Source organism: Kiloniella majae (assembly GCF_002118315.1).
GTDB lineage: Bacteria > Pseudomonadota > Alphaproteobacteria > Kiloniellales > Kiloniellaceae > Kiloniella > Kiloniella majae.
The window spans coordinates 1-17,015 of sequence record NZ_MTSZ01000001.1 but is presented as its reverse complement, the minus strand read 5'-3'; the positions used below and the strand labels follow the sequence as shown (position 1 = coordinate 17,015).

15 protein-coding genes and 1 rRNA gene are annotated in these 17,015 nt (G+C 46.0%); 10 read left to right on the top strand and 6 right to left on the bottom strand.

Annotation, left to right across the window (positions count from 1 at the left end; all coding sequences use genetic code 11):
* Positions 1-98 precede the first annotated feature (98 nt).
* The 5 genes from BKB51_RS00080 to BKB51_RS00060 form a co-directional block, all read right to left on the bottom strand.
* Positions 99-2,273 (bottom strand): xanthine dehydrogenase family protein molybdopterin-binding subunit, encoded by a 2,175-nt coding sequence (locus tag BKB51_RS00080; protein WP_085899073.1) that lies wholly within the window; start codon positions 2,271-2,273, stop codon positions 99-101.
* Positions 2,274-2,277: 4 nt separating this feature from the next.
* Positions 2,278-2,736: a (2Fe-2S)-binding protein gene (locus tag BKB51_RS00075; protein WP_085899072.1), complete on the bottom strand. Its 459-nt coding sequence runs from the start codon at positions 2,734-2,736 to the stop codon at positions 2,278-2,280.
* A 148-nt stretch (positions 2,737-2,884) separates the two neighbouring features.
* On the bottom strand, positions 2,885-3,148 hold the full coding sequence (locus tag BKB51_RS00070; protein WP_085899071.1) for a helix-turn-helix domain-containing protein: 264 nt from the start codon (positions 3,146-3,148) through the stop codon (positions 2,885-2,887).
* A 93-nt stretch (positions 3,149-3,241) separates the two neighbouring features.
* Positions 3,242-3,706 carry a hypothetical protein gene (locus BKB51_RS00065; RefSeq protein ID WP_085899070.1) on the bottom strand — a complete coding sequence of 155 codons (465 nt, stop codon included), beginning with the start codon at positions 3,704-3,706 and terminating at the stop codon, positions 3,242-3,244.
* 130 nt (positions 3,707-3,836) lie between these two features.
* Positions 3,837-4,769, bottom strand: coding sequence for an MBL fold metallo-hydrolase (locus BKB51_RS00060; RefSeq protein ID WP_085899069.1), 933 nt, complete (start codon positions 4,767-4,769; stop codon positions 3,837-3,839).
* 108 nt (positions 4,770-4,877) lie between these two features.
* Between BKB51_RS00060 and BKB51_RS00055 the strand changes: the two genes are divergently transcribed.
* Both BKB51_RS00055 and BKB51_RS00050 read left to right on the top strand, forming a co-directional pair.
* A complete protein-coding gene (locus BKB51_RS00055; protein WP_085899068.1) occupies positions 4,878-5,729 on the top strand; it encodes a LysR family transcriptional regulator in 852 nt (283 codons plus the stop codon).
* Between the two features lie 62 nt (positions 5,730-5,791).
* Positions 5,792-6,073: an acylphosphatase gene (locus BKB51_RS00050; protein WP_085899067.1), complete on the top strand. Its 282-nt coding sequence runs from the start codon at positions 5,792-5,794 to the stop codon at positions 6,071-6,073.
* Positions 6,074-6,085: 12 nt separating this feature from the next.
* Here the strand turns inward: BKB51_RS00050 and lipB are convergent, their stop codons facing one another.
* Positions 6,086-6,730, bottom strand: coding sequence for a lipoyl(octanoyl) transferase LipB (gene lipB / locus BKB51_RS00045; protein ID WP_276327703.1), 645 nt, complete (start codon positions 6,728-6,730; stop codon positions 6,086-6,088).
* A 251-nt stretch (positions 6,731-6,981) separates the two neighbouring features.
* Between lipB and BKB51_RS00040 the strand changes: the two genes are divergently transcribed.
* The 8 genes from BKB51_RS00040 to BKB51_RS00005 all read left to right on the top strand — a co-directional run bounded on the left by BKB51_RS00040 (position 6,982) and on the right by BKB51_RS00005 (position 16,998).
* Complete coding sequence (locus BKB51_RS00040) at positions 6,982-9,267, top strand: NADP-dependent malic enzyme (protein ID WP_085899065.1); 2,286 nt, start codon at positions 6,982-6,984, stop codon at positions 9,265-9,267.
* A gap of 145 nt (positions 9,268-9,412) precedes the next feature.
* Positions 9,413-10,807, top strand: a complete 1,395-nt coding sequence (mgtE, locus tag BKB51_RS00035) for a magnesium transporter (protein WP_085899064.1) — start codon at positions 9,413-9,415, stop codon at positions 10,805-10,807.
* Positions 10,808-11,064: 257 nt separating this feature from the next.
* A complete protein-coding gene (locus BKB51_RS00030; RefSeq protein ID WP_085899063.1) occupies positions 11,065-11,745 on the top strand; it encodes an SDR family oxidoreductase in 681 nt (226 codons plus the stop codon).
* 12 nt (positions 11,746-11,757) lie between these two features.
* Complete coding sequence (locus BKB51_RS00025) at positions 11,758-12,909, top strand: acyl-CoA dehydrogenase (RefSeq protein WP_085899062.1); 1,152 nt, start codon at positions 11,758-11,760, stop codon at positions 12,907-12,909.
* Positions 12,906-13,508: a 2-hydroxychromene-2-carboxylate isomerase gene (locus BKB51_RS00020; protein ID WP_085899061.1), complete on the top strand. Its 603-nt coding sequence runs from the start codon at positions 12,906-12,908 to the stop codon at positions 13,506-13,508. The genes BKB51_RS00025 and BKB51_RS00020 overlap by 4 nt, the downstream gene beginning before the upstream one ends.
* Positions 13,509-13,548: 40 nt before the next feature.
* Positions 13,549-14,469: an ion channel gene (locus BKB51_RS00015; RefSeq protein WP_085899060.1), complete on the top strand. Its 921-nt coding sequence runs from the start codon at positions 13,549-13,551 to the stop codon at positions 14,467-14,469.
* 145 nt (positions 14,470-14,614) lie between these two features.
* Positions 14,615-15,046, top strand: a complete 432-nt coding sequence (locus tag BKB51_RS00010; protein ID WP_085899059.1) for a DUF1489 family protein — start codon at positions 14,615-14,617, stop codon at positions 15,044-15,046.
* A 456-nt stretch (positions 15,047-15,502) separates the two neighbouring features.
* Positions 15,503-16,998: ribosomal RNA gene (locus BKB51_RS00005) — 16S ribosomal RNA — on the top strand.
* Positions 16,999-17,015: the final 17 nt, after the last annotated feature.

Below are 17,015 nucleotides of genomic sequence, written 5' to 3'. Positions count from 1 at the left end.
ATTGGTTGCTTTCATTTCAGGCCATTTGATCCAAATAAAACAAGCCGGGGCAATGTTACTTGCCCCGGCTTGTTTGGTTCTGCGGTCTAGCTTAAGGACTATACCAAATCGGGCATACCTTCGCTGAACGGGAGTTTGGTGACTACTTGGCCTTTTGCGGCAAAGATTGCGTTTGCTACAGCGGGACCAATTGACGGGACGCCGGGTTCGCCAACACCAGTTGGTGCAGCTTCGCTTGGAACGATGTAAACATCGACTTCCGGCATGTCTGTCAGGCGAAGAGGCTCGTAATCATGGAAATTTGATTGATCAACGATACCTTCATCCAGCGTGACAGTATTGCGGAGAACAGCACCTAAACCGAAGCCGATCCCGCCTTCCATCTGCGCTTTGACAATATCCGGATTGACAACAGTTCCGCAATCTACAGCACACCAAACCTTTTCAACTTTTAAAACGCCGTCTTCGTCAAAGCTGATTTCAGCGATTTGTGCGACCACAGAACTGAAACTTTCGTGAACTGCAATACCGCGATATCGTCCCTCGGTAATTGGTGAGCCCCAATTTGCTTTTTCTGCCACCAGATTAAGTGTTGCCAGATGGCGAGGGTGGTCCTTCAGCATGGAACGGCGGAAATCAACGGGATCTTTTCCTGCTTTGCTTGCCAGTTGATCAATAAAGGTTTCCGTTGAATAGGCGGTGTGTGTAGAACCTACAGAACGCCACCAGAGAACAGGTACCTTTACATCCGTTGTGGTCAGATCCACAGATATATTTGGTATGGCATAGGGGAGGTTCGCAGCACCTTCTACAGATGTTGCATCAATATCATCTTTAACCAGAAAGGCTTCGAAAGCCGTACCAGCCACGATGGATTGCCCGACGATAGAATGTTGCCATCCCGTGATGTTCCCTTGGTCATCAAGTCCGGCTTTGAGTTTATGGTGATAGGCTGGGCGATATCTGCCGCCTTGAATGTCGTCCTCGCGGGTCCACACGACCTTTACAGGTACGTTACCTTTACTTGCTTTGACGATCATTGCGGCTTCTGAAACCATATCGGCATCGGACGTCGCGCGGCGTCCAAAGCTACCGCCGGCAAGTTGGGTATGGATTATGACTTGCTCGGGCTTTAACCCAAGGATGGTTGCAACAGTTTGTTGATCACCCGTTGGGATTTGAGACCCTGTCCAAACCTCAGCACCTTGGTCTGTCAACTCAATAACACAATCCAACGTTTCCATTGGTGCATGAGCGAGATAAGGAAAATCATAACTGACTTCAAGTGTATGTTTCGCCTCTGCAATAGCCGTTGTTGCATCCCCATCATTGCGTGCAGGTAATCCGGGTGTTTTGGCTAGCTCACGGTATTCAGCCATTATCTGTTCTGAACCCCGCATTTCAGCTTGGCTGTCATCCCAATCAACTGTGATTGCTTCGCGTGCTTTTATGGCCGCCCACGTGTTTTTTGCCATTACGGCAACACCACGGGGTGTTGTAACAGTCCCGACATAACCTTTGATGTCTTTTGCGTCACTATCATCAAAGGACTTAACCAAGCCACCAAACCGTGGTGGACGTTTTACAACGGCGACAACCATCCCGGGGCGACTTATATCCAAGGTATAGACAGCCGAACCGTTGGTTTTAGGGGCAATATCTTTGCGATTGACGTTACGCCCGATAAGTTTGAATTGATCGGGTGTTTTTAGCTGAACTTTTTCCGGGACTTGTTGTTGAGACGCTTTTTCTGAGAGTTCACCAAAAGTTTGTTCCTTTGATGAACTCTCATGCCTTACAACGCCGTCAGAAACGGTGATTTCTGTTACAGGAACATCCCATTCTGTGCTTGCGGCCTGTACCAGTAAGGCACGGGCTTTTGCGCCTGCTTCACGAAGCTGCATCCATGAATTTGCGATGGCTGTTGATCCACCAGTTCCCTGATAGGGACCCCAAAAGAGGTTGTTATATTTACGAGCATCCGCTGGGGCAGATTCAATGCGGATCTGTTCCCAACTGGCATCGAGTTCTTCAGACAGAATTGTTGCGAGGCCTGTATGGCTACCTTGTCCAAATTCGATGTGTTTTGCTATTACGGTAACCAGATTATCTGTACCAATGCGCACGAATGCGTTTGGCGAAAATGCATGGTTTGGTGATGCCGCAACAACACCTTTACCTGTAATATGAAAGCCAACAAGCAACCCGGTGGTTACTCCTGCACCTTTGAGGAATGTACGGCGGCTTGAATTTAATGCTTTTGTTGTCGTCATATCCTTAAGCCTCCATCAAATCTGAAGCGTGATGAATGGCTTTTCTAATGCGTACATAGGTGGCGCAGCGACAAACATTGCCATCCATGGCTTCATCAATCTCTGCGTCGCTTGGTTTAGGGTTTTGGGCGAGTAAAGAAGTTGCCGACATAATTTGACCTGATTGACAATATCCGCACTGAGGAACTTCTATTTCCTCCCAAGCGGTTTGAATGGCTTTGGCAGCTTTTCCGTCAATGCCTTCAATCGTCGTAATATTGAGTTCGGCAACATCACTAATCAAGGTTTGGCAAGATCTTACGGGCTCACCATCCAGGTGAACTGTACAGGCGCCACACAGTCCTGCACCACATCCAAACTTTGTTCCTGTAAGTCCGATTTCGTCACGAATAACCCACAGAAGTGGCGTATCCGGATCGGCGTCCACCGATCTTTTCTCATTATTTAATGTGAAAGTAATCATGGTTGATTTCCTGACAAGTTCTATGTTTATGGCCTTATTCTTACGTATGGCTATGACATGAAAATAGAAACGATCAGGAAATTATAACAGACCCGTTCTTGGGATAGTTTATCAAAATCTTGGGGTATTTGGATGTTTCAGGTCTAATCTAGACCTTAACTCCCCTATATTTTGCAGGGGTAAGACCTGTTAAACGCCGAAACGTTTGAGTGAAATTACTCTGGCTGTTATACCCGACTTGATATGCAATTTCTGCAGTAGAGGCCTTTGATGTCATTAAAAGAGATTTAGCCTTCTCAATTCTTCTCTCTGCAAGAAAACGATGTGGCGGTAGAGCTGTTAAGTCTTTAAACATTTTTGCAAAGTGATAGCGGCTCATTGTTGCAACATTGGCAAGCTCATCAAGAGTCATCTGTTTGTCTAAATTATCTTCGATATATTCAATAACACGCTTGAGGCGGGGATCGCGATGTTGGGTTTTTGTATCTTCGATGCGAGCATAAGCTCAATAGAGGTGAGAGGCCAAAGCGAGTGTCATGGTATCTCGATAAAGGGCTGAATAGGCATCATCCTCTTGACTGGAATCATAAAGATTTAAAACCAACTGGAGAATGGTCGGATCTTCCAGACAACATACAGGAAGATCAGGAATAGATTGACTTTCTGGCAATACATCACGCAATGTTTTCAGAGGGAGAATAAGACGTAAGCTCCGTGAAGATGTCTCATAACCACATTGAATGTTAATGCCCGAGGGTACCATCCATCCTGTTCCTGTACCATAATGTGCGAGATTACCTGATCTGTACCTTTTACTAATGGGTGCAAGTGCATAATTCAGGGTTAATTCACTCGTTGAAAGAACACAGTCGCCAGGTGCAATATCGTTAATTTCAATCGTTCCTGTTCGCCATGAGTTTGATAACGAACCCAGCGTTTCCAGTTTCTCAACTAATCCTGTGTTTAACATCAATCTACTCCCCATAGCTGCTACATAAGATAGGAAGTAAGGGGGCTAACTACAACAGTCGCCCCTCATGGAACTAATCTATTCTTTTAAGTAGCATCAGTACGTATTTGTTTTTATATAAGGGGACTAACTAGGGAATTGAAAGAACACTTCCTTCTGAAAGTAAATTGAGGTTGAATAGATACTCATCATTTTTAAGAGCGACTTGGCTGATTTTTTCGAGATATAACTCATAAGTGGAATGGTGAATTGGCAGTATTTTTTTAGGCTCTATCTTCTCCACAAAGGGAATGAGATCTTTTGCTTCCATACTAATTTTTCCAAGAGGTCCTGTCGTACCGACACCACCCATATGAGGAATCATGAGATCTGGCTTTTTGAAGGCTTTCAGGGCTTCTATTACCTTTGTTGTGCCAAAGGTATCACCCGCCCAGTATATATTACGTTGCCAGTTTCCTTGAGAGAATTCGAAGTAATAACCATTTCCTTTTCCGAGGATCTTGGCAATCTCAGGATTTTCGGAATGATAGGCGGGCATAGCAGTTATTTTAATTGAAGAATTTTGTAACTGTATGGTTTTATGGGCGCCCCAATCCAATGTCTCAGGTTCACGGAACCCCACATTTTTTACTTTTTTAAGATCATGAGGTGGTAGGATAACGGGAATGGATTTATCTAAATCTTCTTGAGCTTTTTGATCAAAGTGATCTTCGTGACCATGGCTCAAAATGATCTGGTGGATCGCTGTCTCCCCTAATTCAGGTGCAGGACTAATTCTTTTGTGTTGTATGATATTTGGACCTTTTGAAAGGTCAAACATTTCATTTGGGTTCCCCATCATAAATGCATTTTCCCCGCCCCCTAAACAGGGGTCAGTCAGAATATTAAAGCCGTTGAATTGAATCAAAAGCATAGCGCTGCCCAACCATGAAACTTTTAAATCAGGATAAGTGTTTGTTTTATTTTGTTGACTTGGAAGCGAGCTTGTTTGTGCTTGTGAAAGCGGCAGAGCTGTTGCGGGGATTGCAAGAAGGCTAGTTCTCAAAAATTTGCGACGATCCATGTCTTTATACCTGTTAGAATTATCAAGAATTGTGAATTGACAATACAGGAGCAATTTTGATTGAATTAGATGGATAATATTATTTAAACTATCTAATTTTTATGGACAATGGTTTCTTTTATTCAAATTCAGACTTTTCTCGAAGTCGCAAGGACCGAGAGCTTTACCAAAGCCAGTAAACAGCTTTTAGTACCTCGTTCGACTATAAGTGCCCGAATTCAAGCGTTGGAAGAAAGCTTGAACGTTGCATTGTTAAATCGAACAACGCGGCAAGTATCATTAACTCACGAAGGTCAGCGTTATTATGAACGGTGCTTTGAGGCAATTGATACCCTGAAGACATTGGAGCAGGAATTTGAGGATCAAGAGGTATTAAGAGGCCTTATTCGTGTGACTATCCCTATAGATCTTCCCAAAGACAGGTTCGTGGAATTATTGAGTGATTTCCATAAACAACACCCCGAGGTGTCATTCGATGTTAATGTTAATGACGACTTGTTGGACATGGTTTCGGAAAATATTGATTTGGCTCTCCGTGGCAAAAGTCCGGGCAATGATGGTCTCATCGCAAGGAAATTTGGCTCAGGGAAGATGGTCTTTGTTGCAAGGTCTGATTTATTGCCGCAGAAGGCAGGGAAATCTTTGGCAAAAGCCTTGGACAAGATGGATCTATTTGATCCAACAGGTATGGCTGCCAGTCTCGGCCTTTCAAAAGAAGGAACCTTTGTTCGGACCAAAAGTTTCGAGTTGGCTAAAAGTCTTGTCGTCCACGGAAAAGGTGTTGGTTTTCTTCCTAAAACGATGTGTGAGGCACTGATTGAGGAGGGGGCGCTTTGTGTTTTACAAACTGATTTGATCCTGCCTGAACTTCCACTTTATATCGTTAGACCAGTGAAAAAGCATTTACCTCAGAGGGTTCGAGCTTTTGTAGATTTTTTGGTGAAAAGCAATAAAGAGTGATGAGTTTTAAAGTAATAGTTTTGACTGATAAATGGGAATTTTTATTTTCGGAGAAATATTAAATGTCTGATAAACAAGTCCGCCTACTTATAACAGGACGGGTCCAGGGTGTCTGGTACCGTGGATGGACTGTTGATACGGCCAAAAATCTCGGGCTCGTCGGATGGGTTCGAAATTTGTCGACAGGACAGGTCGAAGCCGTTGTAAAAGGAGAGGCCGAAAAAGTCGATATTCTTGCCAAGTTATGCCATGACGGGCCTGAGCATGCCAATGTGATCTCGGTGGAGGAAATTAATGATACATCGGCTTTGGTCAATGAACTGGACTTCATTCAGATCAGATAGTTACAAGCTTCCTTAGCTTGGTAAATCTTTTGGTTTGAAAACCTCGTAAAAAGATTCTTTCATGGCAACATCCAGGTCTTCCATTGAGACGCAAAGTCCAAGGTCAACGAGAGACGTCACACCGTGTTGATTTATTCCACAGGGGACAATGCCTTCAAAGTGGGACAGGTCAGGATCAAGATTAATGGCAATGCCGTGAAAGGTAATCCATTTTCGAACTCTAACACCAATCGCTGCGATCTTGTCCTCACGCCCATTTCCACGATCAATCCAGATCCCGACACGACCTTCGCGGCGTTCGCCCTTTAGATTGAATTTTGCCAGTGTGCGTATAATCCATTCTTCCAGATTAAACACAAACTTGCGAACGTCTTTGTTGTATAGATTGAGGTCTAACATGACATATGCAACACGCTGTCCCGGACCATGATAAGTATACTGACCGCCACGACCAGCATCATAAACCGGAAAGCGATCCGGATCGATCAGGTCTTCCTTATCGGCCGATGTTCCCGCGGTATAGAGAGGAGGATGTTCCAATAGCCAGATCGTTTGTGGAGATTCTTTCTTGAAAATCTTCCCAACGCGGTCTTCCATGAAGTTCAGGGCATCCGGATAAGTAACGTGATTTTCAGTTATGCGCCACTCGATTCCCAGCTCCCCTTGCGAGACTTGTGTTCCATCCTCAACTTTACCCTCTGGCCCATCATTTGGGAGTGTCGTTGGGAGTGTTGGGAAATTTTTCACGGTTTTACTCATCCTATCTATGGCATCGCATGGATTGCTATGTTTTAATCGCGTCAGGGTGTCGCTCTTATGCGTCACACTGTCAAGACCGTCATTGGCAGGAACGAGCCGTTCCCAACTTATATATAAGGCATCGACTGCCCTAAGGAGCAATAAACTTTATGACGCAAGACCTGCGCGACGCTGCATTATTCTATCATCGCTATCCTACACCTGGAAAACTTGAAATTTCCGCAACCAAGCCACTTGGTAACCAGCGCGATTTGGCCTTGGCCTATTCGCCAGGGGTTGCTGCGGCTTGCGAAGTCATTGTCGATGACCCCGCCGAAGCTTCTACCGTGACCTCACGCGGTAATCTGGTCGGGGTGATATCCAATGGTACGGCTGTTCTGGGGCTAGGGGCAATCGGCCCACTTGCATCCAAGCCTGTTATGGAAGGAAAAGCGGTTCTTTTCAAAAAGTTTGCAGGTATTGATGTTTTTGACATCGAAATTGATGAGACCGATCCGAATAAACTGATTAACGTAATTTCAGCGTTGGAGCCCACTTTTGGCGGCATCAACCTGGAAGATATCAAAGCGCCGGAATGTTTTATTGTTGAAGACGCACTTCGCGAAAAAATGAACATTCCCGTTTTTCACGATGATCAGCACGGTACGGCTATTATTGTGGCTGCCGCTATCTACAATGCGCTGCGCCTTGTGAAAAAGAAGAAAAAAGACGTCAAAGTGGTGGCTTCCGGGGCTGGTGCTGCGGCGCTCGCCTGTCTCAATCTTTTGGTTTCTTTGGGCATTGATCGTAAAAATATCTGGGTTACAGATATTGAAGGCGTCGTCTACGAAGGCCGCGAGAAACTTATGGACCGCTGGAAGTCTGTTTTTGCGCAGAAAACTGATGCGAGAACCCTGTCTGACGTTATTGAGGGAGCTGATATTTTCTTGGGCCTTTCAGCGCCGGGGGTTTTAAAGCCTGAGTACGTCAAGCAAATGGCCAAAGATCCTATTATTATGGCCTTGGCAAATCCGACACCTGAAATCATGCCAGAAGAAGTCAAAGCGATCCGTGATGATGCCATCATGGCGACCGGACGCTCTGACTATCCAAACCAGGTCAATAACGTTTTGTGTTTTCCTTATATCTTCCGCGGCGCTCTGGATGTTGGGGCAACTGCAATCAACGAAGAGATGAAAGTTGCCTGTGTGAAGGCGATTGCTGATCTTGCGATGGAAGAGCAGGATGAAATTGTTATCAAGGCCATGGGTGGCGAAGCCAAAAACTTTGGTCCGGATTACATTATTCCCAGCCCCTTTGATCCGCGCCTTATTGCTATTATTGCACCTGCCGTTGCCAAGGCTGCAATGGAAACGGGTGTGGCTAGTCGCCCTATCGAAGATTTTGATGCCTATTGCGAAAAACTGAAACGCTTTGTTTATCGTTCTGGCTTGGTGATGAAGCCTCTCTTTGAACGTGCTAAAAAAGATCCCAAACGGGTTATCTATGCCGAAGGTGAGGACGAGCGCGTATTGCGAGCGGTACAGGTGGCCATCGATGAGAAAATGGCCGTGCCGATCGTCGTTGGGCGACCGGATGTTGTACAGATGCGCATGGACAAGGTGGGAATTAAACTCAAAGTTGGGAAAGACTTTGAAATCATTAACCCGCAGGATGATCCTCGCTATAACGATTACTGGACGACATATCACAGTCTGATGGAGCGTAAGGGAATCTCTCCTGAAACAGCGAAAGTGATCGTTCGTACACGTAATACCGTTATTGCTGCCCTTGCTGTTTATCGTGGAGACGCGGATGCCATGATCTGTGGGGTGACTGGCGGTTATCATCGTCACCTTAAACACGTACGTGGTGTTCTGGGGCTTCAAGAAGGTGTATCCGATTTCTCGTCTATCAATCTGATGTTAATGCCAAGTGGCACTTATTTCATGGCGGATACTTACGTAACGCAAGAACCAACGTCTCAACAGCTGGCTGAAACCACAATCCTTGCGGCAAAGCATGTTAGCCGTTTTGGTCTTAAGCCTAGGGTGGCACTACTTTCTCACTCTAATTTTGGTAGCTCGGATAGCGAATCAGCCTGCCGTGTGCGCAAAGCTCTTTGTTTGATCGAAGAGATGGATCCTGAGCTGGAGGTCGACGGTGAAATGCATGCTGATGCTGCACTTGATACAGAACTGAGAGATCGGGTATTCCCCAATTCGAATTTAACCGGGCCCGCGAACCTTTTGATTTTTCCCAATCTTGATGCAGCCAACATTGCTTTCAATTTGATGAAAACTGTTGAAGATGGCTTACCTGTTGGTCCGATCCTGGTTGGTGCTGCTCAACCGGCGCATATTTTAACACCTTCTGTCACAGGAAGAGGGGTTGTTAACATGACCGCAATTGCTGTAGTTGATGCACAGAACAGAGAAAGGCGGATTCAAAAATAATCGCCTGAAAATATTGGGTCTGATAAGTACTTAGGGGGGCGTTGCATAAAAAGGTAACGTTCCTCCTGTACTAGAAATCAGAAGAGTAAACGTAAAAAGCAGCACCAGAGTAGCAGCATCAGAACAAAAAGCGGTAGGGGATGAGATGATGGAAGATACAAAAAATAATAGTGATCTTCAAAATCTCTCAGAAGATGAAAGCTTTGGCCTTTCTTCTGACCTTATTCATGCGGTTGAGGATGCGCTTGAAGAAAGCAGGGACTCAGATGTTGAAGATCTGGTTGAAGGTCTTCACGAGGCTGATACCGCCGACCTGCTTGAGATCCTTGGCCGGGATGAGCGCTATCGCTTGATGGAGGTGATTGGGGCCGGGTTTGACCCTGAAATTCTTCCCTATCTTGATGAAACTATCCGTGAAGAAATCGTTGAATGGCTTGGTCCGAAAGGCATCGCCAAACTGGTTCAGGAACTGGACAGTGATGATGCGGTCGAATTGGTTCAGGATCTTGATGAAGATCACCGGATGCATATCCTTGCTGCTCTACCACAAGCCTATCGCCGTGTTATAGAAGAAAGTCTGAGTTATCCAGAAGATTCAGCCGGGCGTTTGATGCAACGAGAAATCGTTGCTGTGCCTTCGGTATGGACCATTGGCGAGACAATTGATTACATGCGTGTCAGCGATAATTTGCCTGATGATTTCTATGATATCTTTGTTGTCGATCCCCGACATCATCCTGTGGGATTTATTCCAGCCAGTCGTGTTATGAGATCGCGTCGTCATGTCCGTCTGGATGAAGTGATGGACGATGATATGCGTATTATCCCTCTGGAGCGGGATCAAGAAGATGTTGCGCACATGTTCCGTCAATATGGCTTGATTTCGGCACCCGTTGTCGAAGAAAGCGGTCGTTTGGTTGGTGTCATTACGGTTGATGACGTTGTTGACGTTATTGATGAAGAGGCCGGCGATGACCTCATGAAAATGGGTGGGGTGAGCGAGCCCGATCTTTATGAAGATGTGGCGGATACAACAAAAGCCCGTTTTACCTGGCTTGGGGTCAACCTCTTGACGGCTGTTCTGGCATCACTTGTCATTAGTCTGTTTGATGCCACGATCGAAAAAGTTGTCGCCTTGGCTGTTTTAATGCCAATTGTGGCTTCTATGGGGGGGAATGCAGGTACGCAAACTCTGACTGTTGCCGTGCGATCATTGGCTATGAAAGATCTTTCCGAAGCGAATGCTGCCCGTTTTGTGGGGAAAGAGCTTATCATTGGGATTATCAACGGGTTTCTCTTTGCGGTACTGACTGGTTTTGTTACATGGCTCTGGTTTGATCAGGCTGCTTTGGCTTTGGTTATCGGTGCGGCGATGATTATTAACATGGTTGTTGCTGGGCTGTGCGGGACACTTATCCCCTTGGGATTGGAAAAATTTGAAATCGATCCGGCTGTTGCTTCCAGCGTGTTTTTGACCACAGTTACTGATGTAATTGGCTTTTTTGCCTTTTTGGGGTTAGCTGCAATATTCTTGCTCTGATGACTTTAAGTGCAGATTTTCTATATCTGATGTTTGTATAAAAATAACCATTTGTTTTATTTAAATACAACTGGTTACCGGGAAATCCTCTCAAATTTACTTTGAAACAACAAGTCGCGTTATGATAGATAATTCCAAAATTCATACTAACTACGCAGTTTGATTAAGCTTCTGCGTGTTGACTGGAAATAGGAAAGGCGTAAGGTGCGCGAAGGACAAAATATGTCCATCGGGATAACTGACTATGGGGTGGCTACGTGCCAAGTGTCTTAATCACAGGTGCCAATAAGGGTATCGGACTTGCTTTTGCGCAATCATTTGCTGTTGATGGCTGGAAGGTTCATGCCTGCTGCCGTCAACCGGATAAAGCAAAAGGCCTTCATGGTGTTGAGGGGGATATTAACCTCCATAAACTGGATGTAACCGATGGTCTTCGCGTGGCAAGCCTTGCCCGTGGCATGCTTGATGAGAAAATTGATATTCTGATCAACAACGCCGGCTATTACGGTCCACGGCTTGGCTTTGGCGAAATCGATTATGAGGACTGGGCGCATACTTTTGCGGTTAATACGATGGCCCCCTTGCGCATGGTTGAGAATTTTATTGAACATGTCGCTGGCAGTGATCGGAAGCTGATTGTTAATGTTTCCAGTAAAATGGGATCAGTTGCAGAGAACGCAAGCGGTGGCGCTTATGTTTACCGTTCTTCCAAGTCAGCCTTGAATGTTGTGACCAAGAGTTTGGCTGTGGACCTCGAGGAACAGGGGGTCACCGTCATTTGTGTCCACCCAGGTCATGTTCAAACAGATATGGGCGGAGAACAAGCGCCGCTAACGATTTCAAAGTCGGTATCCGGATTACGTAAACTCATTGGCAAGGTAACGCATGAGCAAACCGGACAATTTTTTAATTATGACGGGACGATAATTCCCTGGTAGAGAGGTGTTTCTATGTCATCACGCTTTAGCGAAGAGCAAACTTTAATTCGCGAGACGGCTCAATCATTTGCGCGTGAGCAGCTCGCACCCTTTGCGGCAGAGTGGGACAAAGAAGCAATTTTCCCCCGGAATGCAATTGATGCACTCGGGGAACTCGGATTTATGGGGATGCTGGTACCGCCGGAATATGGCGGGGCAGGGACCGATCATATTTCCTATGTGTTGGCCTTGATTGAAATTGCAGCTGGCGATGGTTCTTGCTCGACCATTATGTCTGTTCAGAACTCACTGGTTTGTTCCCCTATTCTGAACTATGGCACAGAAGCGCAAAAAGAGACCTATCTAAAGCCTCTTGCTGCGGGTGAGTTACTGGGGTGTTTTTGTCTCACAGAGCCGGGCGCTGGTTCTGATGCATCTGCTTTGGAGATGAAAGCAAGAAGAGACGGCGATCACTATATCCTCAATGGATCAAAGCAATTTATCTCAACGGGTAAAAATGCCGATATTGCAATTGTCTTTGCTGTTACTGATCCTGATGCGGGCAAAAAGGGTATTTCTGCTTTTATTGTGCCGACAAAAACACCGGGGTTCTCCTGTGCGAATGTCGAAGACAAGCTGGGGCAGCACGCTTCGGACACAGCACATCTTGTTTTTGAAGATTGTAAAATTTCAAAAGACAACCTGTTAGGTGCTGAAGGGGAAGGCTATAAGATAGCACTTTCCAACTTGGAAGGAGGGCGACTTGGTATCGCTTCACAATCCATTGGCATGGCACGTAGTACATACAGGTTAGCCAAAAGCTATGCTAAGGAGCGCAAAACCTTTGGGAAGGAAATAGCCAAGCATCAGGCCGTTGCTTTCCGCCTTGCTGATATGGCGACTTCTTTACAGGCCGCCGAGTTAATGTTGTTAGAGGCTGCGCGCTTACGCGATAATGGTGAACCCTGTTTGAAAGAGGCTTCAATGGCCAAGCTCTTTGCCTCTGAAATGGCAGAGCGTGTGTGTTCAGACGCGATCCAGATCCACGGCGGATATGGGTATCTTCGTGATTACGAGGTCGAGCGTATCTACCGTGATGTTCGGGTATGTCAGATCTATGAAGGCACATCAGATATACAGCGTCTGGTTATCAGTCGACAAATTTTGCAGGAAGATGACGCATGAACAAGGCGCTGGATTTTTATTTTGATTTCTCCAGCCCCTATGCGTACTTCGCAGCAATGGATGTCAATAAACTTGCTGAACGGCACGATTTAACGCTTCAGTGGCACCCTATTTTACTTGGAGCTATTTTTAAGAAAACCGGGGCACGGCCGCTGCTTTCTGTGCCTTTGAAACAGGACTATGCCCAACATGATCTGGAACGGACGGCACGGTTAAAAAGGCTACCCTTTATTATGCCGCCTAAAATACCCTTTATGTCTCTTGCTGCGTGCCGTGCGTTTTACTGGCTTAAGCAACAAGACAAAACCTTGGCGCATACCTTTGCCAAGAATGTTTTTAAAGCCGGATATCAAATGGGGCTTGATATTTCAGATATCGGAACCGTTACAGATCTTGTCGCTGCGCTTGGCTTTAATGTCGATGAAATTGAGGTGGGGTTAAAAGATCAAAGCATTAAAGATGAACTGCGATCTGCTGTTGATGAGGCTCAAGATGTCGGTGTCTTTGGCAGTCCTTATTTTATTTTTAATAATGAGCCTTTCTGGGGCTATGACCGAATGCCTTTGCTCGAAGAATGGATTGTAAAGAAGGGATGGTGATTGGGGCTTTCATTCGTAGTGTGAAAAGGGGGAGGTGGTAATGCCGACTGTCAAAAGCGGCAGCTGGAAGGCTGCAGGCTTTACAGCATTTATTTTTCTCCTCGTGGCCTTGGCCATAGGCTCTGTAAATTTTGTTCAGTTTATCGTCTATTTTTCTGCAGTCGTTTTTAACGTTGTTTATCTCTACAGCGTTTTCCCGGGCAGTCGTTTCTTCTCTATATCAGTTGCAAACTTTATTGCTCTCTATACATGCCTGTTTAGTTTCTTTGTAACGGCAAACTTCAGCTTTGTAAGTGGGGAGCTGTTGGGGATAGGTTATTTTATGCCTATTCTGGGCTTCTTTGCCGGAACCTGGATTAATCGGAAAAGCATAAAATCTGTAGTCGTTGAGCACCGCGAAAATGCCAAGGGGTTAACCGTTAGATCTGTTAAGTGGTTGTTTCCCATAGGTCTTATCGGTATCGCGACCTTCTTTATTCCAGAAAACTCAATTCCGGTTCTTTGGGGGGACGTTATTTTCTTTGCGTCTATGGGGGGCATTACACTTGTTGTTAGCGTCGTGAGCAAAGACGTCGCGACTTTTCTGTTAGAGGCAGGACTTTTGTTCGAGGCATTTTTTCTCCGTATTGAAATGCTCATAATGCCCGCCTTTGCTTTCCTGACCTTCTATTCCATGAATGTCATGGTTTTCGGCTTTCTCTACCGCATCATTGATCACTACAGCACGGTAACTCACTTTTCGATTCAGGGGGAAGTCCGGGCAATATCTTTTCTAGAAAGTTTGTACTTTTCTATCATTACCCTCAGTACCGTCGGTTATGGCGACATCATTCCAGTGACTGATGGAATTAAAGCTGTTGTCTCTATTCAAATTGTTGTTAGCGTCATGCTCTTGTTATTTGGATTTTCTGAAATTATGTCTTATTCAAGAAGCAAGCCTGAAAAAAGAGATCCAGAGTAAGTCTAGGTAACTTTTGTATCTGCTAGTGTTTAGATTGTAAGTGCGTCACTTATTACTTTTGGTATTACTTTTGGGACTTATTGCTTTTTGGGATCATCTGAGTTGGTCTTGTTTGTTGTAAAATAGTTGATCGAGTAAGTTTTCCATGCCTCTGCACCTGATTAAATTATCTGTTGGTTCTGAAAGCCCGGATACTCTGGAAGAATTTCAAGCGCTTCGTTTGGCCCAGTACGGGGAAATTTTTCACCAAACGCGAATGTTTCCAAAAAGACGTGAGGAAATCATCGCAGGCGGATCTATCTATTGGGTGATTAAAGGCCAGGTGAGAGCAAGGCAGCTTGTTAAGGATATCATTCGGGTTGAGGATAGTGAGGGGAAATCCATGACTCGCTTTATCCTTGATCCGAAGCTTGTTCGGGTACGAAGTCGTAAACACCGTCCTTTTCAAGGGTGGCGCTATTTAAGGGCAGAGGATACTCCGTCAGATGCCTCTGATTACGAATCGTTTGGGGATGGCGAATCAGAAAAAATGCCGGAAGAAATGCTTGAAGAGCTAGAGAAACTGGGACTTTTGTGAGAGCTGTAAAAAAAAACGCCTTTTTTTGTTTTTTTCTATAGACAAGACCCAACGACCTCCTTATAACCCAGCTTCACCGGCGCAGACAACGGTGACACACTGAAAGACGCGCTGGACGGTTAGAGAAAAGTTCAAATAATAACTTGATCTAATTTTTAACCGACTTATAATAGCCAGCCTTGGATTTGTGATTTTCATCACAGCTTAATTCCAGGCAGTATATTTTAAGAAAATATAGAACGAAAAAGAGCTTATAGCTCTCTATCGTTGTGCTTTCGGACCTGGTTTGGAAGCTTTGTTGTTTGACATTGTTGATATGAATTGGAAGGGATGCGTGGACGGCGGTTTGTTGTTAGTGGCAACGAGCTAGCTAGTTTCATGTATCTTATTCGAAATAAGTTACACAAAACCTAGTCAGTAATAAATTTGAGTTCTGTTTTTTGACAGAAGTCAGGTCAACTTGAGAGTTTGATCCTGGCTCAGAACGAACGCTGGCGGCAGGCTTAACACATGCAAGTCGAACGAGAAGGTACTTTCGGGTACTGGACAGTGGCGCACGGGTGAGTAACGCGTGGGAATCTACCATGGAGTGGGGGATAACAGTTGGAAACGACTGCTAATACCGCATACGCCCTACGGGGGAAAGATTTATTGCTCTATGATGAGCCCGCGTTAGATTAGGTAGTTGGTGGGGTAATGGCCTACCAAGCCTACGATCTATAGCTGGTCTGAGAGGATGATCAGCCACACTGGGACTGAGACACGGCCCAGACTCCTACGGGAGGCAGCAGTGGGGAATATTGGACAATGGGGGCAACCCTGATCCAGCCATGCCGCGTGAGTGAAGAAGGCCTTAGGGTTGTAAAACTCTTTCAACTGTGAGGATGATGACAGTAGCAGTAGAAGAAGCACCGGCTAACTTCGTGCCAGCAGCCGCGGTAATACGAAGGGTGCGAGCGTTGTTCGGAATTACTGGGCGTAAAGGGCGTGTAGGCGGATTGCAAAGATAGAGGTGAAAGGCCTGGGCTCAACCTGGGAACTGCCTTTATAACTTGCAGTCTAGAGATCGAGAGAGGATAGCGGAATTCCTAGTGTAGAGGTGAAATTCGTAGATATTAGGAAGAACACCAGTGGCGAAGGCGGCTATCTGGCTCGATACTGACGCTGAGGCGCGAAAGCGTGGGGAGCAAACAGGATTAGATACCCTGGTAGTCCACGCCGTAAACGATGTGAACTAGTCGTCAGGATGCTTGCATCTTGGTGACGGAGCTAACGTATTAAGTTCACCGCCTGGGGAGTACGGTCGCAAGATTAAAACTCAAAGGAATTGACGGGGGCCCGCACAAGCGGTGGAGCATGTGGTTTAATTCGAAGCAACGCGCAGAACCTTACCAGCCCTTGACATACCAATCGCGGTTTCCAGAGATGGATTCCTTCAGTTCGGCTGGATTGGATACAGGTGCTGCATGGCTGTCGTCAGCTCGTGTCGTGAGATGTTGGGTTAAGTCCCGCAACGAGCGCAACCCCTGCCTTTAGTTGCCATCATTAAGTTGGGCACTCTAGAGGGACTGCCGGTGATAAGCCGGAGGAAGGCGGGGATGACGTCAAGTCCTCATGGCCCTTATGGGCTGGGCTACACACGTGCTACAATGGCAACTACAGTGGGCAGCAACGTCGCGAGGCGGAGCTAATCTCCAAAAGTTGTCTCAGTTCGGATTGTTCTCTGCAACTCGAGAGCATGAAGGTGGAATCGCTAGTAATCGTAGATCAGCATGCTACGGTGAATACGTTCCCGGGCCTTGTACACACCGCCCGTCACACCATGGGAGTTGGTTCTACCCGAAGCCGGTGCGCTAACCGCAAGGAGGCAGCCGACCACGGTAGGGTCAGCGACTGGGGTGAAGTCGTAACAAGGTAGCCGTAGGGGAACCTGCGGCTGGATCACCTCCTTTCTAAGGATTTCGAAGAG